At 64.4% G+C, this 24,776-nt stretch carries 19 protein-coding genes; 9 read left to right on the plus strand and 10 right to left on the minus strand.

The features are described from left to right. Positions 1–6: 6 nt before the first annotated feature. The 3 genes from QSV36_RS04370 to dacB all read left to right on the plus strand — a co-directional run bounded on the left by QSV36_RS04370 (position 7) and on the right by dacB (position 5,676). The gene (locus QSV36_RS04370) at positions 7–3,633 is read left to right on the plus strand and encodes an ATP-binding protein (RefSeq protein ID WP_289130183.1); all 3,627 of its coding nucleotides are present in this window, start codon (positions 7–9) and stop codon (positions 3,631–3,633) included. A 41-nt stretch (positions 3,634–3,674) separates the two neighbouring features. Then, the gene (locus tag QSV36_RS04375; protein ID WP_004376110.1) at positions 3,675–4,019 is read left to right on the plus strand and encodes a YggL family protein; all 345 of its coding nucleotides are present in this window, start codon (positions 3,675–3,677) and stop codon (positions 4,017–4,019) included. 199 nt (positions 4,020–4,218) lie between these two features. Next, the gene (gene dacB / locus QSV36_RS04380) at positions 4,219–5,676 is read left to right on the plus strand and encodes a D-alanyl-D-alanine carboxypeptidase/D-alanyl-D-alanine endopeptidase (RefSeq protein ID WP_289130186.1); all 1,458 of its coding nucleotides are present in this window, start codon (positions 4,219–4,221) and stop codon (positions 5,674–5,676) included. Positions 5,677–5,850: 174 nt separating this feature from the next. On the opposite strand, the gene QSV36_RS04385 is transcribed toward dacB, so the two are convergent. Together QSV36_RS04385 and rlmKL are read right to left on the minus strand one after the other, a co-directional pair. Continuing rightward, entirely contained in the window at positions 5,851–8,241 is a 2,391-nt protein-coding gene (locus tag QSV36_RS04385) for a sensor domain-containing diguanylate cyclase (RefSeq protein WP_289130188.1), read from the minus strand. A gap of 94 nt (positions 8,242–8,335) precedes the next feature. Continuing rightward, the gene (gene rlmKL / locus QSV36_RS04390) at positions 8,336–10,528 is read right to left on the minus strand and encodes a bifunctional 23S rRNA (guanine(2069)-N(7))-methyltransferase RlmK/23S rRNA (guanine(2445)-N(2))-methyltransferase RlmL (protein WP_289130190.1); all 2,193 of its coding nucleotides are present in this window, start codon (positions 10,526–10,528) and stop codon (positions 8,336–8,338) included. A gap of 560 nt (positions 10,529–11,088) precedes the next feature. Between rlmKL and rmf the strand changes: the two genes are divergently transcribed. Then, complete coding sequence (gene rmf, locus QSV36_RS04395; protein WP_003248687.1) at positions 11,089–11,304, plus strand: ribosome modulation factor; 216 nt, start codon at positions 11,089–11,091, stop codon at positions 11,302–11,304. Positions 11,305–11,400: 96 nt separating this feature from the next. Here the strand turns inward: rmf and QSV36_RS04400 are convergent, their stop codons facing one another. After that, complete coding sequence (locus QSV36_RS04400; protein WP_289130192.1) at positions 11,401–12,426, minus strand: quinone-dependent dihydroorotate dehydrogenase; 1,026 nt, start codon at positions 12,424–12,426, stop codon at positions 11,401–11,403. 157 nt (positions 12,427–12,583) lie between these two features. Between QSV36_RS04400 and QSV36_RS04405 the strand changes: the two genes are divergently transcribed. The 5 genes from QSV36_RS04405 (at position 12,584) to cobA (ending at position 18,243) form a co-directional block, all read left to right on the plus strand. Next, complete coding sequence (locus tag QSV36_RS04405; RefSeq protein WP_289130195.1) at positions 12,584–13,798, plus strand: CmpA/NrtA family ABC transporter substrate-binding protein; 1,215 nt, start codon at positions 12,584–12,586, stop codon at positions 13,796–13,798. Positions 13,799–13,810: 12 nt separating this feature from the next. Then, on the plus strand, positions 13,811–14,386 hold the full coding sequence (locus QSV36_RS04410) for an ANTAR domain-containing response regulator (protein ID WP_225776991.1): 576 nt from the start codon (positions 13,811–13,813) through the stop codon (positions 14,384–14,386). A 197-nt stretch (positions 14,387–14,583) separates the two neighbouring features. After that, on the plus strand, positions 14,584–15,795 hold the full coding sequence (locus tag QSV36_RS04415) for a nitrate/nitrite transporter (protein WP_289130197.1): 1,212 nt from the start codon (positions 14,584–14,586) through the stop codon (positions 15,793–15,795). A 9-nt stretch (positions 15,796–15,804) separates the two neighbouring features. Next, positions 15,805–17,475 carry a bifunctional protein-serine/threonine kinase/phosphatase gene (locus QSV36_RS04420; RefSeq protein WP_289130199.1) on the plus strand — a complete coding sequence of 557 codons (1,671 nt, stop codon included), beginning with the start codon at positions 15,805–15,807 and terminating at the stop codon, positions 17,473–17,475. Positions 17,476–17,502: 27 nt separating this feature from the next. Next, positions 17,503–18,243, plus strand: coding sequence for a uroporphyrinogen-III C-methyltransferase (gene cobA, locus QSV36_RS04425; protein WP_289130200.1), 741 nt, complete (start codon positions 17,503–17,505; stop codon positions 18,241–18,243). 777 nt (positions 18,244–19,020) lie between these two features. Here the strand turns inward: cobA and QSV36_RS04430 are convergent. From QSV36_RS04430 to QSV36_RS04460, 7 genes are all read right to left on the minus strand, one after another. Next, on the minus strand, positions 19,021–20,055 hold the full coding sequence (locus tag QSV36_RS04430) for an OmpA family protein (RefSeq protein WP_170029049.1): 1,035 nt from the start codon (positions 20,053–20,055) through the stop codon (positions 19,021–19,023). 111 nt (positions 20,056–20,166) lie between these two features. Further along, positions 20,167–20,733 carry an RNA polymerase sigma factor SigX gene (gene sigX / locus QSV36_RS04435; RefSeq protein WP_033696348.1) on the minus strand — a complete coding sequence of 189 codons (567 nt, stop codon included), beginning with the start codon at positions 20,731–20,733 and terminating at the stop codon, positions 20,167–20,169. 113 nt (positions 20,734–20,846) lie between these two features. Continuing rightward, entirely contained in the window at positions 20,847–21,671 is an 825-nt protein-coding gene (locus tag QSV36_RS04440) for a mechanosensitive ion channel family protein (protein ID WP_170029048.1), read from the minus strand. 2 nt (positions 21,672–21,673) lie between these two features. Then, positions 21,674–21,946, minus strand: coding sequence for a hypothetical protein (locus QSV36_RS04445; RefSeq protein WP_004376140.1), 273 nt, complete (start codon positions 21,944–21,946; stop codon positions 21,674–21,676). Between the two features lie 56 nt (positions 21,947–22,002). Continuing rightward, complete coding sequence (cmaX, locus tag QSV36_RS04450) at positions 22,003–22,998, minus strand: divalent cation transporter CmaX (RefSeq protein ID WP_289130203.1); 996 nt, start codon at positions 22,996–22,998, stop codon at positions 22,003–22,005. 27 nt (positions 22,999–23,025) lie between these two features. After that, positions 23,026–23,517, minus strand: coding sequence for a ribonuclease E activity regulator RraA (gene rraA / locus QSV36_RS04455; RefSeq protein ID WP_225776985.1), 492 nt, complete (start codon positions 23,515–23,517; stop codon positions 23,026–23,028). Between the two features lie 219 nt (positions 23,518–23,736). Beyond that, positions 23,737–24,729, minus strand: coding sequence for an alpha/beta fold hydrolase (locus QSV36_RS04460; RefSeq protein ID WP_289130204.1), 993 nt, complete (start codon positions 24,727–24,729; stop codon positions 23,737–23,739). Positions 24,730–24,776: the final 47 nt, after the last annotated feature.

Raw genomic sequence — 24,776 nt, forward strand, 5'->3', positions numbered from 1 at the left:
GTTGTCATGGCGTGTCACATCGCTCGCCTGCTGCTCGCCCTGCTCCTGTTCAGCAGCGTGGCACAGGCTACCCCTCCAGGGGCCTCGTCCTACACGCTGCTGGCCCGGTCAACCGCCCGGCCCGCCCAGCCAGCCCTCACCGCCGATCAACGGCGGTGGCTGGAAACCCGTCAGGAACTGGTGCTGGGCACCTCGGCACCGGACTACCCGCCATTCGACATCACCAGCGGCGGCCGTGAATACCAGGGCCTGACAGCCGAATACGCCAGCCTGATCGGCAAGGCACTGGGCTTGCCGGTCAAGGTACTGCGCTTTTCCAATCGGCAGGCCGCGGTGAAAGCGTTGCGGCGTGGCGACATCGACCTGCTTGGCAGTGCCAATGGCTACGAGGCAGCTGCCGACGGCCTGGCGCTTTCGCAGCCCTATGCCGTCGACCAACCGGTGTTGGTAACGCGGGAAGACGAAAGCCGCGCACTCGACAGGGGGCTGCCCGGCATGCGCCTTGGCATGCTCTACCATTACCTGCCCAGGCGGGAGGTGCTCAGTGCCTATCCCCAGGCTGAGTTGCTGGCTTTCGGCTCGTCCAGCGAGGCCTTGAACGCGGTTGCGTTCGGCCAGGCCGACGTGTTCATCGGCGATACCATTTCCACCCACTACCAGCTGAACCGAGGCCATTTGCCGCGCCTGCGCATGGCCAGTTTCGGCAAGCATGAGGCCATCGGCTTCGGCTTTGCCCTGCGCCAGCAGGACAAGCTGCTGATGGAGCTGGTGAATGGCGTGCTGGATAGCCAGCCCTCGGCCATACGCGCCAGCATTTTCAAGCGCTGGAGCGCCGGTGGCGATCTGCTGCTGAGCGAGCGCAAGCTGCAACTGACCGAGGCCGAGGAACAGTGGTTGCGGGACCACCCGGTGATGCGCGTGGTGATCGATGACACCGCCGCGCCGTTGTCCTATTTCGATGCTGCGGGCTATTTCCGCGGGATTACCGCCGACCTGCTGGAACTCATTCGCCTGCGTACCGGCCTGCGCTTCGACGTGCAGCGCGCCAGTGGCATAGCCGACATGATTGCCCGCCTAAAGGATGGCCGCGCCGACGTCATCGCCGCACTGACCACTGGCGGGCAGGCCGAGGGCAACCTGCAAATCAGTCGCCCCTACCTGGAAAGCGCCTACGTGCTGGTCAGCCGCAAGGACAACGAAGCGCTGACCTCGCTGGACCAGATGCAAGGGCGCCGCATTGCCATCAACCGCTACAGCGCGATGGACGCCATGCTGTCGCGCAATTATCCGCAGGTTGGCTGGGTAGAAACGGAAAGCACGTTCTATTCCGTGGCGTTGCTCAAGAGTGGCGCGGTCGACGCGCTGATCACCCCCCTGGTCGACGCCAACCACGCCCTGGCCAGCAACCCCGAGCTGGTCATCCGCACCACCATTGGCAGCGAACCAGCCAATTTCGCCATGGCCTCCGACCCCTCTTCCGCGGTGCTGGTATCGATCCTCGACAAGGCACTGATGAGCATCTCGCCAGAGGAGCTGGGGGTGATCAACAACCGCTGGCGCGGCTTCGGCCTGCACGATGACGGCAACGGCCAGGACTACCGTCGGCTCGCAGTGCAACTGGTGCTGGGCGCTGCCGTGCTCTTGCTGCTGGCCTTGCTGTGGAACGCCCGCCTGCGCCTGCAGATCAGTCAACGTCAACGCGCAGAACGTGCGCTGAACGACCAGCTGGCGTTCATGCGCGCCCTGCTCAATGGCACGCCCCATCCCATGTACGTGCGCGACCGCGACGGCTGCCTGCAAAGTTGCAACTTCAGTTACCTGGAAGCTGTGCAGGCCTGCTCCGATGAGGTCATAGGCAAACGCCTGAACGACAGCCTGTTCGCAGAGTACGAACATATCCGCCAGATCGAAGCGGATTACCAGAGGGTGATGGCAGCCGGCACCCCGCTGATCATGGACCGCCCGCTACGGATCAAGGGCCGCGAGATGACCATCTATCACTGGATACTTCCGTATCGCGACTCGCTGGGCGAGGTGCAGGGCATCATTGGCGGCTGGATCGACATCAGTGATCGCCGCCAGCTGGTGATGGAGCTGCGCCAGGCCAAGCAGCAGGCCGACGATGCCAACCGCGCCAAGAGTACGTTCCTGGCGACCATCAGCCACGAGATCCGGACCCCGATGAACGCGGTCATCGGCATGCTGGAACTGGCCGTCAAGCGTGCCGACCAGGGCCGGGTGGACCGCAGCGCACTGGAGCTGGCCCACCATTCGGCCAAGGACCTGCTGGGCCTGATCGGCGACATCCTCGATATCGTGCGCATCGAGTCCGGGCACTTGAACCTTGCCCCTGAGGTGGTCGACCTGGCGGGCCTGGTCGAATCGGTGGGGCGCATCTTCGAGGGTCAGGCACGGCAGAAAGGCCTGGCCCTGGAAGTACTGATCGACCCCGCCGCACGCTGCCATGCACAGCTCGACCCGCTGCGTTTCAAGCAGGTGCTGTCCAACCTGGTGAGTAACGCCATCAAGTTCACCGAACACGGCCAGGTGCGCATCTGCGTCAGCCTGGATGAAGCCTGCAGCCCCCCTGTGCTGGAGCTGGAAGTGCGCGACAGTGGCATCGGCATACCGGCTGACGACCTGCAACGCCTGTTCAACCCGTTCATCCAGGCCAACCCGCACAGCCAGGGTGCCCGCGCCGGCACCGGACTCGGCCTGGCCATCTGCCGCAACCTGTGCGAAATGATGGGCGGCACCCTGAGTATCAGAAGCCTGGAAGATGTCGGCACCCAGGTACGCTTGAAGATGCCGCTGCAGCGGGTCGACGGTGCAGCGCTGGCGGCTCCGCTGCCCGAGGAGCTCGAGGTGCCTGACCCACGGCTGAGCGTGCTGGTGATCGACGACCATCCGGCCAACCTGCAACTGATGGCACAGCAACTTAATTACCTGGGCCTGGAACATGCCAGCGCATCCGACGGTCACGAAGGCCTGGCCACCTGGCGGGCGGGCGACTTCGATGTGCTGGTGCTCGACTGCAACATGCCGCACATGAACGGCTATCAACTGGCGTCCGCGGTACGGGCCGAGGAAAGCCACGGCAAACGCCCGCGCTGCACCATTCTTGGCTACACCGCCAACGCGCAGCCCGAGGTACGGCGCAAATGCCTCAATGCCGGCATGGATGACTGCCTGCTCAAGCCCATCAGCCTCAGCACCCTCAGCCAGCGCCTGGCCGGCATTCGCCCGCGCCGTTCGCAGCCACGTCGGCGCAAGCTGTATTACCTCGATGGTCTGGCCGCTGTGGTCGGGCACGACCCCAACGACCGTCAGCGCTTCCTCGAGGCCTTGCGGCAGAGCCTGCAGGCCGACCTGGCCACGTTGATGGCGCTGGATCCGCAGCACGACAGCATCGCCATCGCCGAACAGGCGCACAAGGTACTCAGCGCCGCACGCATGCTGGAAGCGCCCGAGCTGATGGCAGCCTGCGAAGCCCTGGAAGCCAGCGGCCTGTCCACCGCCCAGCTGCGCCTGCGACGCCAGGCACTGGCGCGGCACATGGGCCGGGTGGAGCGAGCCCTGGCCAGGGAACTGGCCGCAGATACCTGCACACAGACAGGCAGCCAGGCGTGTTAACTGGTAGACTGCGCGGCGTTATTACCTAAGAGGATTGTTTCATGGCCACAAACCGCTCCCGTCGTCTGCGCAAGAAGCTGTGTGTCGACGAGTTTCAGGAATTGGGCTTCGAGCTGAACCTGGAATTCAAGGAAGATCTGGATGACCAGGCAATCGATGCTTTCCTCGACGCGTTCCTGGCAGAAGCCATGGACGCCAACGGCCTGGACTATGTAGGCGGTGACGATTTCGGCCTGGTGTGCTCGGTCAAACGCGGCTCGGTCAGCGAAGAACAGCGTGCAGCCGTTGAAGCCTGGCTCAAGGGCCGCAGCGAACTGACCAAGATCGAAGTCAGCCCGCTGCTGGACGCCTGGTACCCGGAAAAGCCGATCAACAAGGCCGAGTAATACCGGCCCGATCGCCGAAAAGGCCACCTTCGCGGGTGGCCTTTTTTTTCGGGCCGTGCTTTACCCAGGTGGGTGGTTTTCTGTCGAACCTGGCGCATCGTCGCTGCGCTTGGGGCATAATGCGCATTCTTTCGTCCTGGGGCCATCATCCTGTACAGCCCCAATGCCCTTTCCCCTCGCCGCAGGGTGTTTACTGACCATGATCAAAACGCTTCGTCCCCTTGTACTTGCCGGCCTGCTGCTGCCATTCGCCCTGCCCAGCCAAGCCGCTGCCGTGAATACCACCCTGCCCGCCAAAGTGCAGCAAGCCCTCAAAGCCAGCAAGCTGCAGGACTCGGCGCTGTCGCTGGTGATGCTGCCGCTGGACGGCCCCGGCACACCGACCGTGTTCAATGCCGACGTGTCGGTGAACCCGGCCTCGACCATGAAGCTGGTTACCACCTACGCAGCCCTTGAACTGCTTGGCCCGACCTTTCAGTGGAAGACCGAGTTCTACACCGACGGCACCCTCAGCAACGGGGTGCTCAACGGCAACCTGTACCTCAAAGGCGGTGGCGACCCGAAACTGAACATGGAAAAGCTGTGGCTGTTGATGCGTGACCTGCGCGCCAATGGCGTGCGCACCGTCACCGGCGATCTGGTGCTGGACCGCAGCCACTTCGTGCAGCCCAACCTGCCGCAGTTCAACGATGACGGCGGCGACGTGAACAAGCCGTTCCTGGTCAAGCCGGATGCCTTGATGGTCAACCTCAAGGCCTTGCGCTTCGTCGCCCGCAATGACGGCGGCAAGGTCACCGTCGCGGTCGAGCCACCGATTGCCAGTATCCGCATCGACAACCAGGTCAAGGCAGTCGCCTCCAGGCAGTGCTCGGGTGACGTACGCTACAACCCGGTGCAACAGGCCGATGGCATCAGCGTAACGGTCAGCGGCCAGCTGGGTGAGGGCTGCAACTCGCAAACCTACCTGTCGCTGCTTGACCACCCCACCTACGCCGCCGGTGCCGTACGCGCGATCTGGAACGAGCTGGGCGGCAGCATCCAGGGTGGCGATCGTTTCGAGAACGTGCCCAAGAGTGCGCGCCTGCTGGCGCGGGCCTTCTCGCCAGACCTGGTGGAAGTGATCCGCGACATCAACAAGTACAGCAACAACACCATGGCCCAGCAGTTGTTCCTCAGCCTCGGCGCGCAGTTCCGCACCGATGCCGATGGCGACGATGCCCGCGCTGCCCAGCGCGTGGTGCGTCAGTGGCTGGCGAAAAAGGGCATTACCGCACCACACCTGGTGATGGAAAACGGCTCCGGCCTGTCGCGTGCCGAGCGGGTCAGTACCCGGGAAATGGCCGCCATGCTGCAGGCCGCCTGGAAAAGCCCATACGCTGCCGAGTTCATCAGCTCGATGCCACTGGTGGGCATGGACGGCACCATGCGCAAGCGCCTGAAACGCACGGCAATGACGGGTGAAGGGCACATCAAGACCGGCACGCTGAATACCGTGCGGGCGATCGCCGGCTTCAGCCGTGACAGCAATGGTCATACCTGGGCGGTGGCGGCCATCCTCAACGACCCGAAACCGTGGGGTGCATCGCAGGTGCTCGACCAGGTGCTGCTGGACCTGTACCGCCAGCCGAAGCTGGCCGACAGCACCGCGGCCAACTGACTTCAGCGGCCTTGCAACCCCGGGTCGGCTGACCTGCTCGATGCAGGAACGGCCTTGTTTCGCAATGGGCTGCGTAGCAGCCCCGACCGGTTCATCTTGCGAACTGGAATAAGGGTGTTGCGACGCAGCCCATTGCGACACACGGCCGCTCCTGCATCGCTCGCAGTTGCCACATCAGCCCGACTCCCCCTCCACCCGGTCGCGCCCGGCCTGCTTGGCCGCATACACTCCGGCATCGGCGCGCAATAGCAAGGCATCGGCCCCCTCCCCCGGCCGCCACCCCGCCACGCCAAAACTCGCGGTCACCCTGCCCACGCCTTCCACCGGCACATTGCGCAGCCCTTGCCACAGCTCCAGCGCCAGCAAGCGCGCCTGCTCGGCATCGCTGCCGGGGCACAGCACCATGAATTCCTCGCCACCCAGCCGGCAGAACACGTCGGTACGCCGCAGACGCTGGCCGATGCGCAGGCACAAACTGCGTAGCACGCGGTCGCCGACAGCATGGCCGTAACGATCGTTGACACGTTTGAAGTGATCGATGTCTAGCATGATCACCGCCAGCGCCAGGCCGTCGCGCTGGGCCCGCTCCAGCTCGTATTTCAACCGTTCCTGGAAGTAGCGGCGATTATGGATGCCCGTCAGCGCGTCGGTCACCGACAGCCTCCGCAACTCCTCCTCGACGCTTTTCAGGTCGGAGATATCGGTCAGGTAGCCATGCCACAGGGTGCATCCTTGCTCGCCCACCTCCGGCGTCGCCTCGCCACGTACCCAGCGCAGCCCGGCGCGCGGCAGGCAGACCCGATACTCTTCGCGCCAGGGTGACAGGTGCTCGGCCGAATAACGCACCGAACGGCGCACCCGCTCCAGGTCCTCGGGGTGGATGCGCTCGAATACCACCGTCGCGTCCTCGCGCAACTGCTGCAGGTCGATTTCGTAGATGTCGTACAGGCCCATGCTGGCATAGGGAAAACAGGAATGGCCGTTGCCATCCAGGCGGTACTGATAGATACCACCCGGCACTTCGGCACTGAGTTTTTCCAGCAGGCGGTCACGCGCCGCCAGCGCCTCGTGCACCCGACGCCGTTCCGTGACATCGATGCAGATCGCCAGGTAGCCCGTCCACAGCCCCTGTTCATCGAGCATGGCGGTGACCAGCATGTTGGCCACCAGCTGGCTGCCATCGGCACGCAACAAGGTCCACTCCACCGGTTCGGCGCCGTGTGCCTGCACCGTTTCGGCGAACATGGCCTGGCCAGCAGCGATCGGTCGGCCGTAATGCAGGCTCAAGGCGTGGGCACGCTGGCTCAGCTCCTCGGGCAGTACCAGGTCCTCGAGGCGCAATCGGCCGATCGCCTCGCTGGCCTGGTAACCGAGCATGCGCTCGGCGCCAGCGTTGAACGTGCTGACCACGCCCTTGAGGTTGGTAGCAATGATCGCCACCTGGGTCGCGGCATCCAGCACGCTGCGCAGCTGGTTATGGGTATCTCGCAGTGACTGCTCGCTGACCCGCAGCGCGGCTGTACGCTGCTCGACCAGGGCCAGGGCGCGCTGGTGCTGGCTGAACAGGCTGTAGAGCAAAACGCTGAGCAGCAGGCTCAACGTTCCGCCGAGCAAGCTCACTGCCAGCACCGCCGAGGAGCGGTTGGCCTGCACGAACGCCAGGCTCGGCCTGATACTCAGCTGGTAGTGATGGTCGGCCAGGTGCAACAGTTGCGTGCTGGCAAGCGCCAAGGGGGCGACCGGGTTCTGCGAATCGAACAGCACTTCGGGGCCATGCAAGCCGGCGGGGTCGACGATGCGCACGACCAGGTTGTCATCTACCGCGACCGGCCGCCCGTCACTGACCAGCTCTCGCATGCTCAGCAAGGCCGTGACATAGCCCACTGCCACGCCGGTGGGCCTGACATCGGCGAATACCGGCGCCACCATCAACAGGCCGCGCGCATCCGTGCTGGTATCGAACATGGCCAGCGGCCCGGAAATCGCCATGCTGCCAGGCCCCAGCGCCCGCGCCAGCGCCGCTTGCGAGGTAACCTGGGCAGCGAGGTCCAGCCCAATGGGCAGCCCGGGCAATTCGCCGGACTGGTTATAAAGCACCGGGAAGTAATGGTCACGCAAAGGAGCGGGGTGCCAGCGACCATGCTCGTCCTGGTCGCGGATCACATAGCCCTGCCCGTCATACGCACCAACCTGACGCTCGAATTCGGCGCGCTGCGCAGCTTCGACACGCGGCGCCCAGGCGTAGCCCAGGGTGCGGTGCAACAATGGCCGGGTGTAGCCATTGAACTCGCGCGGGGTGACGACCCTGGAAAAGCTGAAGAACCGGCGCAGCCCATCCAGGCGCTGCTGCTGTTCGTCAAAGCGTTCGGCGATGCGGCTGAAGCGTTCGCTGGCCAGCAGCTCGAAGCGCTGACGCAACTGCTGCTTGTGGAAGGTTTGTGCAGCCAGCGCCAGAACCGCCGTCAGCAGGCCGCCCAACAGCAGGGCGACCAGCGCCGCCGCCCAGGCGGGCACCCGCTCTGTGCACAGGCCAAGCAACCGCGCAAGCACGCCACGCTTCGACATACACCCGTCTCGTCACATCGGCGTCCTGCGGATTATCCTGCCCTGCTGTCAGTTATAGCTATTGGCCACTAGCCGCGCAATGTACCTCGTCGCCTCACCGCAGCTGCAAACGCCAGGCCCGGTGAATGCGGTTGTTGCGGGCGAAGTCCGGGTCCAGGGTCTGGGCGGTGATTTCCTCCACTGCGTACCGCGTCATCAGGTGTTCGTCCAGCTGGAACTTGCGGAAGTTGTTCGAGAAGTACAACACACCGCCCGGCGCCAGGCGGGCCATGGCCAGGTCCAGCAGTTGCACGTGGTCCCGCTGCACATCGAACACGCCCTCCATGCGTTTGGAGTTGGAGAAGGTCGGCGGGTCGATGAAAATCAGGTCGTAGCTGTCGCGGTTGCCTTCCAGCCAGGCCATCACATCACCCTGCTCCAGGCGGTTACGTTCGGAGAAACCGTTGAGCGCCAGGTTGCGCCGCGCCCAGTCCAGGTAGGTTTTCGACAGGTCGACGCTGGTTGTGCTGCGCGCCCCGCCCTTGGCTGCGTGCACGGTGGCCGTGGCGGTGTAGCAGAACAGGTTGAGGAAGCGCTTGCCAGCGGCCTCGCGCTGGATGCGCATGCGCATCGGGCGATGGTCGAGGAACAAGCCGGTGTCGAGGTAGTCGGTGAGGTTGACCAGCAGCTTGACGCCACCTTCGCTGACTTCCTGGAAGCGGCCTTCGGTGGCCTGGCGCTCGTACTGGCGGGTGCCACTCTGCCGCTCGCGGCGCTTGAGCACCACACGCTGCGGCGCGATGCCCAGCGCTTGGGGGATGGCGGCCAGTGCATCGAGCAGGCGCGCCTGGGCCTTGTCCGGGTCGACCGAACGTGGCGCGGCATATTCCTGCACGTGCACCCAGTCCTGGTACAGGTCGACCGCCAGGGCGTACTCGGGCATGTCGGCATCGTACAGACGGTAGCAGTCGACCTGTTCGCGACGGGCCCACTTGCCCAGCTGCCGCAGGTTCTTCTGCAGGCGGTTGGCGAACATCTGCGCCCCTTCCGACAGGCGCGCCGGCTCGCTGGGCAGCGCTGCCTGCAGGTCGATGTCCGCCCCTGACGCGGCAGACTCACGGCGCTCGCCAGTCACGAACTGATCAGGCTGCACCTTGAACAGCAGCAGCTTGCACGGCAACGCGCCGTTCCAGAATGCGTACTGCTTGTGGCTGCGAATGCCCATGCGCTTGCCCAACTGCGGCGCGCCGGTGAACACCGCGGCCTCCCAGCCCATGCAGGCCTGGCGCAGGCGTTCGCCGAGGTTCTGGTAGAGGTACAGCAGGCTGGCCTCGTCACCCAGGCGCTCGCCATAGGGCGGGTTGCTGATGACCAGGCCCTTCTGGTTCTGGTCCGGGCGCGGTTCGAAGGTGCTGACTTCACCCTGGTAGATCTTCACCCAGTCGCCCAGGCCGGCACGCTCGACGTTATTGCGCCCCGGCTGGATCAGCCGTGGGTCGGCCTCGTAGCCACGAATCCACAGCGGCGGCCTGGCCAGGCCGGCTTCGGCCCGCGCCTGCGCTTCTTCATGCACCTTGCGCCACAGCGCCGGCACGTGGCCGAGCCAGGCACTGAAGCCCCAACGTTCACGCCTGAGGTTGGGCGCGATATCGGCGGCGATCATCGCGGCTTCGACCAGGAAGGTACCGACACCGCACATCGGGTCGGCCAGCGCGCCCCCTTCGGCGGCAATGCGCGGCCAGCCGGCACGGATCAGCACCGCCGCCGCCAGGTTTTCCTTCAGCGGCGCGGCGCCTTGCTGCAAACGGTAGCCACGCTGGTGCAGGCTGTGCCCGGAAAGGTCGAGGGACAGGATGGCTTCGCCGCGGTCAAGGCGCAGGTGCACGCGTACGTCAGGGTCGATCTTTTCCACCGACGGGCGCAGGCCTTCGCGGTTGCGCAACTTGTCGACGATCGCATCCTTGACCTTCAGCGCACCGAAGTGGGTGTTGTCGATGCCGGAGCCGTGACCGCTGAATTCCACCGCCAGGGTGCCGTCGGCAGCCAGGTGGTCTGCCCAGTCGACCGCGTGCACGCCGTCGTAGAGATCGTCGGCGTTCTTCATGGAGAAGCGCTTGAGCACCAGCAGCACCCGGTTGGCCAAGCGTGACCACAGGCACAGGCGGTAGGCGGTTTCCATGTCGGCGGCGCCGCGAATGGCCGAGGTGTGCTCACGCACCTCATCCAGGCCGAGGCTGCGGGCCTCTTCGGCAAGCAGGCCTTCCAGGCCTTTGGGGCAAGTGAGATAAAGTTCGAAACGGTCCGACATGAGTAATCCAGCGCCTTGGGCTATTTGACTGACGGGGCAACGCATCACCCCGCGATGTTTGCCGCACCCCTTTCCAGCAGGTGTGCGGGTAGCCTTCCCCGACACGCGAGCGTGCGGTGAACGGCCGGGCCGCCTGACCAATGTGCGCCTGGCCCGGTGGCAAGGACAGCTTAGATCATCAGGCAGTACGTAAAATTCTGGCGATGCCGGGGCCGATGTGACCCTTCGTCGCATTTCAAATTATTTCTGTCATCTGCCAGCAGCGCTGGCGAAATGACGTCAAGGTTCGGCAAACCCTGATCATAGCGGGCTCAACGCTAAACAAGGTTGAGTCGCATTTATTTACTTATCCCCTCACCCTTGGAAAGGTTACGTCCTTATGACAAATCGATCATTCACACCGTGACCTGCATTCGATAGAACTGGTCTCAGGCCGCATCGCAACGAGGCGGCACTTTCAGCTCGCCACGCCGGCAGCGAGCGCACACCGGCAGAAAGACTCTGCCCGGCCTCGGAGAGGCCGACGGGACATTACAGTCAACAAGTGAGGGCAACACCCTATGAGAAGACTTAAGCGTGATCCGTTGGAAAGAGCATATTCACGTGGCTACCAATACGGGGTCACCGGCAAATCCCGCGAACTTTGCCCCTTCAATCTTCCCTCTGTTCGCCAAGCCTGGATCAACGGCTGGCGCGAAGGTCGCGGTGATAACTGGGACGGAATGACTGGCACCGCTGGCATCCATAGACTCAACGAAAATCACGCCGTTGGCTGAACGAGGACACTGAATTCGATTTACCATGCACGCCCTATCCGGGCGGCGGGCGAAGGCCCAGGGGCCCCTTGAAGGGGCCCTTTTTTTGCCTGCCGATCAAACCCGTGGCATCGCAGCGATAGCGTCCACCGCTTCGCGAATCAGCGCAGGCCCCTTGTAGATGAAGCCCGAGTAGATTTGCACCAGGCTCGCCCCGGCGGCGATCTTCTCGGCGGCATGCCGGCCTTCGGTAATGCCACCGGCAGCGATGATAGGCAGCTTGCCACCCAGTTCACCCGCCAGCACCCTGACGATGTGCGTGCTCTTCTGCAAAACCGGCGCGCCCGACAGGCCGCCCGCCTCGCCACCCTGCGGCAGCCCTTCGACACCTTCACGGCCCAGCGTGGTGTTGGTGGCGATCACCGCATCCATGCCCGACTCGATCAGCGCAGCAGCCACCAGGGCGGTTTCTTCGTCGCTCATGTCCGGGGCGATCTTGATCGCCAGCGGCACGCGCTTGCCATGCGTGCCAGCCAGTTGCTCGCGACGCTCGGCCAGGGCATCGAGCAGTTGCTTGAGCGAGTCGCCGAACTGCAGGCTGCGCAGCCCCGGGGTGTTTGGCGAACTGACATTGACCGTGATGTAGCTGGCGTCGGTGTAGACCTTGTCCAGGCAGATCAGGTAGTCATCGACGGCGCGCTCGACCGGGGTGTCGAAGTTCTTGCCGATGTTGATGCCCAGCACGCCTTTGTAACGTGCCGCGCGCACCCGGCCGAGCAGGTGGTCGACGCCCAGGTTGTTGAAGCCCATGCGGTTGATGATCGCCGTGGCTTCCGGCAGGCGGAACAGGCGTGGCTTGGGGTTGCCCGGTTGCGGACGCGGCGTGACCGTGCCGATCTCGACGAAGCCGAAGCCCAGCTGGGCGAAACCGTCGATGGCCGCACCGTTCTTGTCCAGGCCGGCCGCCAGGCCTACCGGGTTGGCGAAGTTCAAGCCCATGACCGTGACCGGCAAGGCCGCCGGCTGCTTGCACAGCACGCCATTGAGGCCGAGCCGGCCACCGGCACCGATCAGGTCCAGGGAAAGGTCGTGGGAGGTTTCCGGAGAAAGCTTGAACAGCAGCTGGCGGGCCAGGGTATACATGGGCGGCAAGGCTCGGGGTGAATGAGGGGGCGATTATAGCCAGCGCGCAGCCGGCATGACAGCAAATCGTGGAGCAGCTGCTCCAGTGCTGCCGCCAGATGGCACATCGGTTGCACCAGACAAGCCCACAGCCTTATCAGTACGGGCGAGGAACCTTGTGAACACAGTACCCCGAGCAACGCCCCTGGCCTGGGTCAACGGCAGCGACGCACCGGAAAAGCCCAGCCTGAACATAGGCTACATGGCCCTGACCGACTGTGCCTCGGTGGTGGTCGCCGCCACCCAGGGCTTTGCCCAGCAGCATGGCCTTACCCTCAACCTCCAGCGCCAGGGTTCCTGGGCCGGGCTGCGTGACAAACTGGTCAGCGGCGAGCTGGATGCCGCACATTGCCTGTATGGCCTGGCCTACGCCGTGCACCTGGGCATCGGCGGCGTACCGGCCAGCGCCATGGCCGTGCTGATGGGCCTGAACCAGAACGCCCAGGCGATCAACCTGTCGCCGGCCCTGCAACGCAAGGGCGTGACCAACCCCGAGGCACTGGCGCGCCTGGTGCACCAGCATGGCGCACGCCTGACCTTCGCCCAGACCTTCCCCACCGGCACCCATGCCATGTGGTTGTATTACTGGCTGGCCAGCCAGGGCATCCACCCATTGCGCGACGTCCACAGCGTGGTGGTGCCGCCAGCGCAGATGGCCGCGCACATCCAGGCCGGGCGCATCGACGGTTTCTGCGTGGGCGAACCCTGGGCCGCCGATGCAGTGGCCAAGGGCCAAGGCTTCACCCTGGCCACCAGTCAGTCGATCTGGCCGGACCACCCGGAAAAGGTCCTGGCCTGTGCTCGCGCCTTCGCCGAACAGTACCCCAACAGCGCCCGCGCGCTGATCAAGGCGATTCTCGCCGCCAGTCGCTTCATCGAGCAAAGCCCGGAGAACCGCCGCAGCACCGCCCAGCTGCTCAGTGGCAGGGCCTACCTGGACACCCCGCTGGAGCACATCGAACCGCGCCTGCTCGGCCATTACCAGGATGGCCTGGGCAACCATTGGCAAGACCCGCATGCCCTGCGCCTGCACGACCATGGCCAGGCCAACCTGCCTTACCTGTCAGACGGCATGTGGTTCATGACCCAGTTCCGCCGCTGGGGCCTGCTGCGCGCAGACCCCGACTACCTCGGCGTGGCCAGCCAGGTGCAGCAACTGGCCCTGTACCGTGAAGCGGCACAGAGCCTGGGCGTAGCCTGCCCCGAGCAGGCAATGCGCAGCAGCCTGCTGATCGACGGCACCCGCTGGGATGGCAGCGACCCCTACGCCTATGCCCGCAGTTTCAGCCTGCATGCCTTGGGCGAGCTGCCCGATGCCCGTGTCGGCGCGTGAGGGGGGACGACCATGTTGCGTATCCTGCTGATCGACGATACCCAGAACAAACTCGGCCGTCTCAAGGCGGCGCTGAGCGAGGCCGGTTTCGAGGTCATCGAAGCCCCAGGCCTGACCATCGACCTGCCTGCCTGCGTCGAAACGGTGCGCCCTGACGTGGTGCTGATCGATACCGATTCACCAGACCGTGATGTGATGGAACAGGTGGTGCTGGTCAGCCGGGACCAGCCACGCCCCATTGTGCTGTTCACCGACGAACACGACCCTGCGGTGATGCGCCAGGCGATCCAGGCGGGCGTCAGTGCCTATATCGTCGAGGGCATCCATGCCGCGCGACTGCAGCCGATCCTGGATGTGGCCATGGCCCGCTTCGAAAGTGACCAGGCGCTGAAGGCGCAGTTGCTCGCCCGCGACCAGCAGCTGGCCGAGCGCAAGCGTGTCGAGCAGGCCAAGGGTTTGCTGATGAAGATGAAGGACTGCAACGAGGAACAGGCCTACACCCTGATGCGCCGGCAGGCCATGAGCCGGCAGCAGAAGCTGATCCAGGTGGCCGAGCAGATCATCGCCATGCACGAGATGCTCGGTTAGCAGCCGGCCTTGCGCTTTGCCCCTACAGATACCAGGTTGCCTGGCAAGGTTGGCCCATCTCTTGCTGAACGAATTGCACCGGTAACCAACGGCGGTTGCCCACTTGATCCCGACAAAGACGTCGCTCTCTCCTCCACGGTCGTGGAGCGGGAAGCGGCGTCTTTTTCGTTCCGCTGCGTTGCCAAGTGAGGTGTTCGATGAGTACCAGCTTCTGGAAGTCCGGGCATGTGCCCACCCTGTTCGCCGCGTTTCTGTACTTCGACCTCAGCTTCATGGTCTGGTACCTGCTCGGCCCGCTGGCGGTGCAGATTGCCGCCGACCTGCAACTGAGCGCACAACAACGGGGCCTGATGGTGGCCACACCGATCCTGGCCGGGGCGATCCTGCGCTTTGCCATGGGCGTGCTGGTTGACCGACTGTCGCCCAAGACTGCCGGGCTGATCGCCCAGGTGGTGGTCATCATCGCGCTTGCGGCAGCCTGGCACCTGGGCGTGCACAGCTATGAACAGGCGCTGCTGCTGGGCGTGTTCCTCGGCTTTGCCGGGGCCTCGTTCGCCGTGTCGCTGCCACTGGCCTCGCAATGGTACCCACCGCAACACCAGGGCAAGGCCATGGGCATCGCCGGTGCCGGCAACTCCGGCACCGTGTTCGCCGCCCTGTTGGCACCGGCGCTGGCCGCAGGCTTTGGCTGGAACAACGTGTTCGGCTTCGCGCTGATACCGCTGTCGCTGGCCCTGCTGGTGTTCGCCCTGCTGGCACGCAATGCCCCGCAGCGGCCCAAGCCGAAAGCCATGGCCGACTACCTCAAGGCCCTGGGCGACCGCGACAGCTGGTGGTTCATGTTCTTCTACAGCGTCACTTTCGGTGGCTTCATCGGCCTGGCCAGCGCCCTGCCCGGCTACTTCAGCGACCAGTACGGGCTGAGCCCGGTCACCGCCGGCTACTACACCGCTGCCTGCGTGTTCGCCGGCAGCCTGATGCGTCCGCTCGGCGGCGCGCTGGCCGACCGCTTCGGCGGCATCCGCACCCTGCTGGGGATGTACAGCGTGGCAGCCATCTGCATCGCTGCGGTCGGTTTCAACCTGCCCAGCGCGGCCGCCGCCCTGGCGCTGTTCGTCAGTGCCATGCTGGGCCTTGGTGCCGGCAATGGCGCAGTGTTCCAGCTGGTGCCGCAACGCTTCCGCCAGGAGATCGGCGTAATGACCGGGCTGATCGGCATGGCCGGCGGCATTGGTGGCTTCCTGCTGGCGGCCGGCCTTGGCACCATCAAGCAGCACACCGGTGACTACCAACTGGGGTTGTGGCTGTTCGCCAGCCTGGGCCTGCTGGCCTGGTTCGGCCTGCATGGTGTCAAACAGCGCTGGCGCACCACCTGGGGCTCGGCAGCCGTTACCGCGGCGCGGGTCTGAGGCACGCCGATGAGCCTGCAACTGCGTTTCGCCCAGGCCAGCGCCACCGGGCCGCGTGAGGAAAACCAGGACGCCCTGCGCCTGGTTACCCCGGCGTCGGAGCTGGCTGCCAGCAAAGGCTACCTGTTCGCTCTCGCCGACGGCGTCAGCCAATGCGCCGATGGTGGCCTGGCGGCACGCGCCAGCCTGCAGGCGCTGGCCCTGGACTACTACGCCACCCCCGCGACCTGGAGCGTGGCCCAGGCCCTCGACCGCCTGCTGCTGGCGCAGAACCGCTGGCTGCGAGCCCAAGGCAGCGGCCAGCCGCTGCTCACCACCCTCAGCGCGCTGGTGCTGCGTGGCCGGCGCTTTACCTTGGCCCACGTCGGCGATTGCCGGGTGTACCGCTGGCATGCCGGGCGCCTGCAGTGCCTGAGCGAAGACCACGTGTGGGATCAGCCCGGCATGCAGCATGTACTGAAGCGTGCGCTGGGCCTGGACCAGCACCTGCTGGTGGATTACCTGGAAGGCGAGCTGCAGGCGGGTGAGTGTTTCCTGCTGCTCAGCGACGGGGTCTGGGCCAGCCTGGGCGACCAGCACATCCAGGCGGTGTTGCGCGAGCAACCCGACTTGCAACTGGCCGTCGATACCCTGGTCGCCAGCGCGCACCTCAACGGCAGCCAGGACAACGCCAGTGCCTTGCTGGTGCAGGTCGAGCAGCTGGGCACGGCCAACCTCGGCGACACCCTGGCCCAGTTGCAGCAATGGCCGGTCCCCGGCCCGCTGCGCGAGGGCCAGCTGATCGATGGCTGGCACATGGAAAAGCTGCTCGCCCACAGCCGCCAGTCGCTGCTGTACCGGGTACGCGATGGCCACGGCCAGCCCTGGCTGCTCAAGACCCTGCCCGCCGCGCGCGAGCAGGAGCCCGGCGCGGCGCAAGGCCTGCTGCTGGAGGAGTGGTTCCTGCGCCGGGTGGCCGGCCGCCACTTCCCCGAGCTGCACCCGGCCGGCCAGCGCCAGCACCTGTACTACGTGATGCGCGAATACCCCGGGCAAAACCTGGCGGCGCTGCTCGCCGAGCACGGCCCATTGCCCCTGTCGCAGTGGCTGGAGCTGGCCCGGCAACTGCTGCAGGCGGTCGGCGTGCTGCACCGGCGCAACCTGCTGCACCGCGACATCAAGCCGGAGAACCTGCACCTGGGCAGCGACGGCCAGCTACGCCTGTTGGACTTCGGCCTGGCCTACTGCCCGGGCCTGTCCGAAGATGCGCTGCACGAGCTGCCGGGCACGCCCTCGTACATTGCCCCGGAAGCGTTCGATGGGCAACCGCCCAGCCCGCGTCAGGACCTGTATGCCGTGGGCGTTACGCTGTACCACCTGCTGACCGGGCATTACCCGTACGGCGAGGTCGAGGCCTTCCAGCGCCCGCGCTTCGGCCAGCCGGTCAGCGCCGCGCGCTATCGCCCCGACCTGCCGGAATGGCTGCAGCACAACCTGCAGCAGGCGGTGGCGGCCGACCCGGCGCAACGTTTCGAAACCGCCGAACACTGGTTGCTGCTGCTCGAGCGCGGCGACCGCCAGGAACTGCCCGACCGGCCACGCCCACTGCTGGAGCGCGAGCCACTGAAGGTGTGGCGCACCCTGGCCCTGCTGTCCTTGTTGTTCAACCTGATCTTGCTGCTCACCCTGCTCAGGGGCTGAGTGCACCTTGCCGATGAGGAAATGCTGATGAATGCGAAAGTCTGGCTGGTCGGTGCCGGCCCTGGCGACCCCGAGCTGCTCACCCTCAAGGCCGTACGCGCCCTGCAGCAGGCCGCCGTGGTGATGATCGACGACCTGGTCAACCCGGCCGTGCTGGAGCATTGCCCCCAGGCCCGGGTGGTTGCCGTGGGCAAGCGTGGTGGCTGCCGCTCCACGCCGCAAGCGTTCATCCAGCGCCTGATGTTGCGCCATGCCCGGCAAGGGCGTTGCGTGGTGCGGCTCAAGGGCGGCGACCCGTGCATTTTTGGCCGTGGTGGCGAGGAGGCGCTGTGGCTGCAGGGGCATGGCATTGAGGTGGAAGTGGTCAACGGCATCACAGCCGGGCTGGCCGGCGCCACGCAATGCGGCATTTCCCTGACCTCACGAGGTGTGAGCCGAGGCGTGACGTTGGTGACGGCGCATACCCAGGACGACAGTGAACTGAACTGGGCGGCCTTGGCCCAGGGCGGAACCACGCTGGTGGTGTACATGGGCGTGGCGCGACTGGAGCAGGTGCGCCAGGGGCTGCTGGACGGCGGCATGGCACCGGGGATGCCGGTGGCGATGATCGAGAATGCCTCGTTACCGCAACAGCGGGTGTGCTGGAGCGATCTGCGGCAGATGCTTGAGGATGCGCGTGGGTTTGGCTTGCGTAGCCCGGCGATATTGGTGATTGGGGCGGTGGTTGGGGAACAGCTAGCTCGGGAATTGGTGGCAATTGCTGGATGATGTGCTGCCTGCGCCGGCCTTTGGTCGTACGATGAATGTTCTCAGGCCACAAGGAGTTCCGCGTGATCAATGTGGGAGCGGGTTTACCCGCGAAGCAGGCGACGCAGTGGATGGCACAGGCTTCGCCCGTGTTCGCGGGGCAAGCCCGCTCCTACAGAATAACGCCCGCTTTGAACATTTGAGCAAGACAGTTGCTCTCACAGGTGTCGTGTCAACTCGAAGCCAGCACAGTACCTGTGGGAGCGGCCTTGTGCCGCGAAGCAGGCGACGCGGAGGATGGCACAGGCTTCGCCCGTGTTCGCGGGGCAAGCCCGCTCCTACAGGAATAACGCCAGCCTTGAACATTTGAGCAAGGCAGTTGCTCCCAGAGGTGCAGTGACAACTCGAAGCAGCGCAGTACCTGTGGGAGCGGCCTTGTGCCGCGAAGCAGGCGACGCGGAGGATGGCACCGGCTGTGCCGGTGTTCGCGGGGCAAGCCCGCTCCTACAGGAATAACGCCAGCTTTGAACATTTGAGCAAGACAATTGCTCCCACAGGTGTCGTGTCAACTCGAAGCGAGCGCAGTACCTGTGGGAGCGGCCTTGTGCCGCGAAGCAGGCGACGCGGTGGATGGCACAGGCTTCGCCCGTGTTCGCGGGGCAAGCCCGCTCCTACAGGGATAACGCCAGCTTTGAACAGTTGGGCAGGGCAGTTGCTCCCGCCAGGCCCATGCGAACCCAAAAAACAGGCAAAGAAAAACCCGGCCGAGGCCGGGTTTTTCGTGAAGCTTCAAACCAATTACTTGGCCTGGGCTTCTACCTGAGCTTCAACGCGACGGTTGATAGCGCGGCCTTCTTCGGTGGCGTTGTCGGCAACCGGACGGGTTTCGCCGTAGCCTACCGAGTCAACACGGCTAGCTTCTACGCCGTACTGCTGGGTCAGGACCTGCTTGACAGCGTTGGCACGACGCTCGGACAGCTTCTGGTTGTAAGCGTCTGGGCCGACGGAGTCAGTGTGACCTTCCACGGTGGTGGTGGTCTGTGGGTACTGCTTCATGAAGTCAGCCAGGTTCTTGATGTCGCCGTAGCTGTTTGGCTTGACGACCGACTTGTCGAAGTCGAACTTGACGTCCAGCTCAACGCGAACGACTTCGGCAACAGCCGGGCAGCCATCAGCGTCAACGGTAACGTTGGCCGGGGTGTCCGGGCACTTGTCAACGTTGTCGCAAACGCCGTCGTTGTCGGAGTCGGAGCAGACTTCGGCAACAGGAGCCGGAGCAGCTTCAGCTTGCTTCGGGCTACCGCCGAAGTTCAGGCCAACGCCAACGCTCGGGGCCCACTCGGTGTCGCCCTGGTCGATGTTGTACTGAGCTTCAACGCCAGCACGGGCGTAGAACATGTCGGTGATGTACCACTTGGCGCCAGCGCCAACGTTGGCGAAGGTGGAGTGGTCACGACCGCCACGGCCGGTCTGGCCCAGCGACTGGTGCGAGAAACCAGCGGAAACGTACGGACGGATAGCGTCGTACGGGTTGTTGAAGTGGTAAACGGCGTCCAGGGCGGTGTTCGAGCCCTTGATGTTCTTGCCGTCTTCGCCACGAGCGTTGTGAACTTCGTCGTAGCCCAGACGCAGCTCAACGTCGTCGGTCAGGAAGTAACCGATCGAACCGCCGAACAGGTTGCCGTCGTTCTTGAAGTCGCGCTGGCTGTCGAAGAACTCTTTCTTGTAGAAGACTTCAGTTTCGACGGCGCCTTGGCCTTGCGCCATAGCGCCAATCGAAGTGGCGGCTACAAGCGAACCAATGGCCAAGCCCAAGGTGTTTTTCAATTTCATCCGTTAAATCCCCATCTGGTGATAGTTAAGCAGTCCCACCACAAACAAGGGGGACAACTCGACGGCAAGTCTAGCAGAACTCGCCGGTTCGTTAGAGATATTTGCACGCCCCTAAGTTTCATCAAGGCCGGCAAATTTCTCCCGAAGCTTGTCTAGCGCGCGCTTGTAGCGCATTTTCGTCGCGCTCAGGCCCATGTGCATGATGTCGGCAATTTCCTGAAATTCCAGCTCTGCGACAAAACGTAGCACCAGAATTTCCCGGTCAATCGGGTTCACATGCACCAGCCACTTGTCCAGCCCGCCTTTTTCTTCCGGCTTCGGCGCCTTTTCTTCGGACGCCTCTTCCACCGGGTCGAGGCTCAAGGCATCCATCAAGCGCCGCTTGCGACGCTCCTTGCGGTACTGGGTAATGCATTCGTTGTAGGTGATGCTGTAGAGCCAGGTCTTGAACTTGGACTTGCCCTCGAAGTTCTTCAACCCGTAGAGCACTTTCAGCATGACTTCCTGACAGACATCGTCCGCGTCACGGTCGTTCCCCAGATAACGCGCACAGACGTTGAACAGGGTCCGTTGATAGCGCCGCATGAGCTCCTCATAGGCGCGGGTAACGTGGTACAGCTCCTCATGCGAACGCGCCACCAACTCTTCGTCGGTGAGCTCGCGGGGGTCATAGCGCATGGGCGGCGAATGAACTTTATTCAAAACGGATCTGGCCGACAGTCAGGTCAATGTCGCCGCGTGACCCCGTGGGTCGATTTTCGCGGCGGCATACATTAACAGCTTTTGTGCGGTTAGCGGCTATTGACTCGCTGTTCCAGCAGCTCGCGGTTGGACAGCGACACCAGTTCGCCATCATCGGTCAGCAGCGTGGTCTTCACCGTACCGATCTCCTCGATCTGCCCTTCGACCTCGCCAATCCGCACCTGCTGGCCGACCTGGTACAGCTCGCGCACGTAGATGCCGGCCAGGATCTGCCCGGCAATTTCCCGGCTGCCAAGGCCCATCGCCAGCGCAACGGCCAGACCAACGGTAATCAGCCCGATCACGATCACGTGGTTGAGCAGGTCGGTTTTCACCTCCAGCTGGCTGATGGCCACCGAGATGCTGATGATGATCACCAGGCCCTGGGTGATTCGCCCCAGGCCTGCCGAGTATTCCAGGCCAATGCCTTCGGCAGCGCCACGCACCAGGCCGTTGGCGACCTGGGCCAGGAGCACGCCGGCGAGCAGCACCAGGGCCGCGCCGAATACCTTCGGCAGGTACAGGGCGAGCATGTCGAGGGTCGCCGAGACCCGCTCCAGGCCCAGCGACTCCGCCGCCGAGACCAGGAAGATGAGCAGCACGAACCAGTACACGACCTTGCCGATCAAGGTCGAGATCGGCACCTGGATGCCGACCCGGCCGAGCATCTTGGTCAGCCCGGTGCCGGCCATCAGGCGGTCCAGGCCGAACTTGGCCAGCAGCTTGGACAACAGCGTGTCGAGCAGCTTGGCCACCACGAAACCGAGCAGCACCACGACCAGCGCGCCGAACAGGTTGGGGATGAAGTTCGCTACCTTGGTCCAAAGGGCAGTCATGGCAGTGACCAGGCTCTGGGTCCAGAGATCGAGTTCCATATTCAATCGGCCTTATCTGCTTTGCTGCCATTGGCAGCGTTGCGGGAAGAGTGTCGACGCACCGGCGCAACATGCGCCGCGCCATTGTTCACGGCAATCAGCAGCGCCTGGCTCCAACGGCCAAGCAGGCTGAACAGATCACCGGCACCAACCTGACGGTTGGCAGTTTTCAGCACGCGACCCAGGCAGGCGGCGTCATCTCGGTCGTCCCGGTCATTGCCGGAGGGTGACGCCTTGAGCAGGTCACGCAGGGATTCTTCAAACGGATCGTGCATGGGCACCTCGCGCAGTGTCAGTCAGAGACGAGATGGCCGGGCGATGGGTCACACATTCATACCCACCGCAATCTGCGGAACAGCCACCACTGCCCCACCGCCAGCCCCAGCACGACGATGCAGGCAAACAGGAAGCCATAGGGGTTTTCCGCGCCCGGGATGCCGCCGACATTGATGCCCAGCAGCCCGGTGACGAAGCTCATGGGCAGGAAGATGCAGGTGATGATGCCGAAACGGTACATGGTCCGGTTCATCCGCTCGCTGCGCCGGCGATCCTGGCTCTCCAGCACCAGCGCGGCGCGTTCGCGGGCCAGTTCCAGCTCTTCGAGGTAGCGGATCAGGCTGTTGTTGAGTTCGTTCCAGTAATCGGCGTCGGCGTTGGCGAACCAGCTCCATTTGCTGCGCGACAGCTGGGCGTAGATTTCCCGCTGCGGGGCGAGAAAACGGCGCAGGCTGGCAGCGCGCCGGCGAATCTGCTGCAGGCAACCGTTCTCCGGTGTGTACCGCTCGTCGGACTCGACCTTTTCTTCCTCCAGGTCGACCTGCTCGGACAGGTCGCTGACCAGCGCCTGAACCTTTTCTGTCAGCAGTTCGCCCATCAGCAGCAAGAGCTCGGAAGCCGATTTTGGCCCCCTGCCTTCTTCGAGCTGCTGGAGAATTTCGTCACTGGCACGCAAAGGCCGCAGGCGCAGCGAAATGACCCGCTGCGCTTCGGCGAAGATGCGCACCGAGACCATGTCTTCGGGCTCGGCACCCGGGTTGAGGTTGACCCCACGCAGGAACAGCAACAGCTGCTCTTCCGCCATGGGCAGCAGGCGCGGGCGGGTGTTTTCCTCGAGCAGCAGCTCGCAGGCGAACTCGCTGAGCCCACTGTCATGCAGCAGCCAGGTGCGGGTTTGCGGATGGCTGCGGTCCCAGTGCAGCCACAGGCTCTGCCCGGGTTGCAGCTGCAGGCTGTCCAGTTCGGTACGGGCAATCGAGCGCGCGCCGCCTTTGCCATCGAGCACCAGGGCATGCACCAGCCCCCACTGCGCGTTGTCTTCCTCGAACATCAAAGCTCCATCAGCGCGTGCGGCGCATCACTCCGGCATTTCCAGCGGGCTTGGCGAGACCAGCACGCCATTGTTGTCGGCATATACATACTCGCCCGGGCGGAAGGTCACCCCGGCGAAAGTCACCGGCACATTGAGGTCGCCGATGCCACGCTTGTCGGTCTTCATCGGGTGGCTGGCCAGGGCCTGCACGCCGACATCGGTCTGGATCAGCACGTCGACGTCACGCACGCAACCGTAGATCACCAGGCCTTCCCAGCCGTTCTTCGCGGCCTTTTCCGCCAGCATGTCGCCAAGCAAGGCACGGCGCAGCGACCCGCCGCCATCGACCACCAGGACCTTGCCCTTGCCATCGAGCTCGACCTGCTCCTTGACCAGCGAATTGTCCTCGAAGCACTTGATGGTGACGATCTGGCCACCGAAGGAATCGCGGCCACCGAAATTGCTGAACATCGGTTCCAGCACCTGTACCAGGTCCGGGTAGGCGTCACACAGGTCGGGCGTTACGTAATGCTGCATGGGAAGCTCCTGTCAGTCACAACGAAAGCGGTTATCGGCCAAGGCTACACCGTAGAGCCCATTGCAGTCATCCGGGACTGGGCAGTCAGTTGTGTTTTGCCGGTACAGGCCTCTTCGCGGGTAAACCCGCTCCCACAGGTACTGCACCGCTGTTGAAACGGGTGCAGTACCTGTGGGAGCGGGTTTACCCGCGAAAGGGCCGGCGCAGGCGCAACCCATTCAACTGGCGGGCACAGGCTGCGCCGCCACCGTCGAGGCATGCACCGGCACCAGCGGGTCACGCAGCCAACGCTCCACCAACGGCCACACCTGCACCTGCGCGGCCTTGCTCACCAGCATGTCGACATGCCCGAAGGCCTCGAAGCCTTCCTCGCGGCCCAGCCGCAGAAACTGCTTGCGTTCCCCGCCCAACTGCTCGAACAGCTTGCGGCAGGCCCATACCGGGTCCTGGAAGTCGCCCGCGCCGGCCACTGCCAGCAACGGCACATCCACCTCGGCAAGCCCGGCCCACCAGTCGTTGTGCTTGTCGCCAAAGCGCCCGAACAGGCCATGCCAGCGCATGCTCTCCAGGGCCAGGCCAATTGGCTCGTCCTCTGGCCCGCGCTTGAAACGCGGCCCGGAGATCTGCCCCCAGCGCTTGAGCAACAGCTTCGCTCCCCAAATCAGTGGCGGGACCTTCAACGGCCAGTACACACGGCTGATCTGGGTGCCGAACAAGGCCACGCTGGCCACCTGCCCGGCCTTCAGAAAGCCACCCCCAAGGGCTGCCACCAAAGTCGTGCCGCCCAGCGAATGACCGACCCAGTGTGGCACCTGGCCCGACTGCTCGCGCACGAACGCAGCAATCAGCGGCAGGTCATCACGGGCATAGGCAGCGACGTTGTTGTGCTTCCACTCGCGGTTGCGCGGCGACAGGCCGTGGCCACGCATTTCCGGGATCCACACATCGAAGCCGGCGCGGGCAAGAAAGGCACCCAGGCCGACACCCTTGGGCGAGTACCAGAAGCGACGGTTGGAAAAACTGCCGTGCAGAAGGATGACCGGCGCGCCCTGGGCCTGCCCCTGGTCGGCCAACCCCAGGCGGGTCACTGCCAACTCGACGCTGGGGTCAGGGCCGTTGCCGGCCTTGATCCGGTACACATCTTCGCTGAGGTCGCCGCGGCGTTCGGCACTGAGCAGGGCCACGGGGAATAGAGTGCTGCTGCTTTGCATAATTTTGCTTGGTGCATAAAAAAGGGCGGGATCCATTGCTGGAACTC

Origin of the sequence: Pseudomonas sp. BCRC 81390 (assembly GCF_030341915.1) — a bacterium.
Classification (GTDB): Bacteria; Pseudomonadota; Gammaproteobacteria; order Pseudomonadales; family Pseudomonadaceae; genus Aquipseudomonas.

What these genes read in the sequence shown, in the direction of transcription:
- QSV36_RS04370 (WP_289130183.1), top strand. Translation starts at nt 7, where the DNA reads ATGGCGTGTCACATCGCTCGCCTGCTGCTCGCCCTGCTCCTGTTCAGC.
- QSV36_RS04375 (WP_004376110.1), top strand. Translation starts at nt 3,675, where the DNA reads ATGGCCACAAACCGCTCCCGTCGTCTGCGCAAGAAGCTGTGTGTCGAC.
- dacB (WP_289130186.1), top strand. Translation starts at nt 4,219, where the DNA reads ATGATCAAAACGCTTCGTCCCCTTGTACTTGCCGGCCTGCTGCTGCCA.
- QSV36_RS04385 (WP_289130188.1), bottom strand. Translation starts at nt 8,241, where the DNA reads ATGTCGAAGCGTGGCGTGCTTGCGCGGTTGCTTGGCCTGTGCACAGAG.
- rlmKL (WP_289130190.1), bottom strand. Translation starts at nt 10,528, where the DNA reads ATGTCGGACCGTTTCGAACTTTATCTCACTTGCCCCAAAGGCCTGGAA.
- rmf (WP_003248687.1), top strand. Translation starts at nt 11,089, where the DNA reads ATGAGAAGACTTAAGCGTGATCCGTTGGAAAGAGCATATTCACGTGGC.
- QSV36_RS04400 (WP_289130192.1), bottom strand. Translation starts at nt 12,426, where the DNA reads ATGTATACCCTGGCCCGCCAGCTGCTGTTCAAGCTTTCTCCGGAAACC.
- QSV36_RS04410 (WP_225776991.1), top strand. Translation starts at nt 13,811, where the DNA reads ATGTTGCGTATCCTGCTGATCGACGATACCCAGAACAAACTCGGCCGT.
- QSV36_RS04415 (WP_289130197.1), top strand. Translation starts at nt 14,584, where the DNA reads ATGAGTACCAGCTTCTGGAAGTCCGGGCATGTGCCCACCCTGTTCGCC.
- QSV36_RS04420 (WP_289130199.1), top strand. Translation starts at nt 15,805, where the DNA reads ATGAGCCTGCAACTGCGTTTCGCCCAGGCCAGCGCCACCGGGCCGCGT.
- cobA (WP_289130200.1), top strand. Translation starts at nt 17,503, where the DNA reads ATGAATGCGAAAGTCTGGCTGGTCGGTGCCGGCCCTGGCGACCCCGAG.
- QSV36_RS04430 (WP_170029049.1), bottom strand. Translation starts at nt 20,055, where the DNA reads ATGAAATTGAAAAACACCTTGGGCTTGGCCATTGGTTCGCTTGTAGCC.
- sigX (WP_033696348.1), bottom strand. Translation starts at nt 20,733, where the DNA reads ATGCGCTATGACCCCCGCGAGCTCACCGACGAAGAGTTGGTGGCGCGT.
- QSV36_RS04440 (WP_170029048.1), bottom strand. Translation starts at nt 21,671, where the DNA reads ATGGAACTCGATCTCTGGACCCAGAGCCTGGTCACTGCCATGACTGCC.
- QSV36_RS04445 (WP_004376140.1), bottom strand. Translation starts at nt 21,946, where the DNA reads ATGCACGATCCGTTTGAAGAATCCCTGCGTGACCTGCTCAAGGCGTCA.
- cmaX (WP_289130203.1), bottom strand. Translation starts at nt 22,998, where the DNA reads ATGTTCGAGGAAGACAACGCGCAGTGGGGGCTGGTGCATGCCCTGGTG.
- rraA (WP_225776985.1), bottom strand. Translation starts at nt 23,517, where the DNA reads ATGCAGCATTACGTAACGCCCGACCTGTGTGACGCCTACCCGGACCTG.
- QSV36_RS04460 (WP_289130204.1), bottom strand. Translation starts at nt 24,729, where the DNA reads ATGCAAAGCAGCAGCACTCTATTCCCCGTGGCCCTGCTCAGTGCCGAA.